Origin of the sequence: Aquidulcibacter sp. (assembly GCF_049239865.1) — a bacterium.
Lineage (GTDB): Bacteria > Pseudomonadota > Alphaproteobacteria > Caulobacterales > Aquidulcibacteraceae > Aquidulcibacter.
The window spans coordinates 1-1,549 of record NZ_JBMLTR010000202.1; the positions used below are offsets into that span (position 1 = coordinate 1).

Annotated in this window: 1 protein-coding gene; it reads right to left on the reverse strand. The window is 61.6% G+C overall.

Annotation, left to right across the window (positions count from 1 at the left end; genetic code table 11):
* Window positions 1-1,535 (reverse strand): YifB family Mg chelatase-like AAA ATPase (locus ACOVRA_RS14190; RefSeq protein ID WP_421720864.1); only part of this gene is annotated, 1,535 nt, incomplete at its 3' end.
* Window positions 1,536-1,549 lie beyond the last annotated feature (14 nt).

Below are 1,549 nucleotides of genomic sequence, written 5' to 3' on the forward strand. Positions count from 1 at the left end.
AAACTGGGTGTTGAGACGGCTTGCGCCGGATTAGGCTCCACCCGCCGATAAGCCAAAGCTTCGGCAATATGTATCCGCTTTACCCCTTCAGCACCGTCAAGGTCTGCAATCGTGCGCGCGACTTTTAGCGTGCGATGATAGGCCCGTGCCGATAGGCGTAGCGCGTCAGCCGCTTTTCCCAATAAATCTCGTCCCGGCCCATCGGGTGCTGCGACACGATCAAGCACGGCCCCGCTGGCGACCGCATTGGTGGCAATCGCCAGTCCGTCATTCTGATAGCGCTCTGCTTGGGCGGCGCGGGCACTTGCCACGCGGGCGGCGGCTTCTTGCGTGCCTTCACTGCTGGCAGGCAAGGCAAGGTCTGCGGCGGTAACGGCTGGGATGTCGATTTGCAGATCAATCCGGTCGAGGAAGGGCCCAGAAATGCGCGACTGATAGGTCACCATACAGCGCGGCGCCTTCCCGCACGTCCGCCCAGCAGCGGCACCGCAGCGGCAAGGGTTCATGGCGGCGATCAGTTGAAAGCGCGCCGGATAGGTCACATGCCGATTGGCCCGCGCGACCACCACTTCACCCGTTTCCAAGGGTTGGCGCAGCGCGTCGAGGGCTTGGGCGGAAAATTCCGGCAATTCATCGAGAAACAGCACGCCATGATGCGCTAGGGACACTTCACCCGGCTTGGCCCGAATGCCACCACCTGTCAGAGCGGCCATACTGGCCGAGTGGTGCGGGGCCCTGAATGGCCTTGTCCGCGTTAAAGATCCGCGCTCGAGCATGCCAGCCACGGAATGGACCATCGACACTTCCAAGAGTTCTCGCGCGCTTAAAGGTGGCAGGAGGCCGGGGAGACGTTGCGCCAGCATGGACTTGCCCGCCCCCGGTGGGCCAACCAACAATAAATTATGCCCGCCAGCTGCGGTGATCTCCAGCGCCCGTTTGGCCTGTTCCTGCCCGCGTACATCCTTCAGATCGGCAACGGGCGGCGCTTCGAGTAGGGCACCGGGCTGGGCCAGTTCCAGTGGCCGCGCACCGCGAACATGATTGATAAAGCCCATCAGGCTGGAAACCCCAATCACCCGCCCGCCCGACCAAGCGGCTTCAGCAGCAGAGGCCGACGGGCAAACCAAGGTCAAATCCTCCCCGTGGGAAGCCATAGCTGCCGGTAAAGCCCCAACAATGGGCTGCCAATCGCCATCTAACCCCAGTTCCCCCAGCACGGCGAGGCCATCTAATGCGTCGGACGGCAAGACACCCATGGCTGTCAAAAGTGCGACAGCAATTGGCGCATCATAATGAGACCCCTCCTTCGGCAAGTCCGCCGGGGCCAGATTTACCAGCACGCGCTTGGCAGGAACCGACAAGCCAATGGCCGCAAAAGCAGAGCGTACCCGCTCCCGACTCTCAGCCACGGCCTTGTCCGCTAAACCTACAATAGAGAAATAAGGGTTCGCCCCGGCGTCTGTTATTTGGACTTGGACGTCAACTCTGCGCGCTTCGGCCCCATCAAAGGCCCATGTAACCAATCGAGCAACCATCGTTTCGCTTCCGA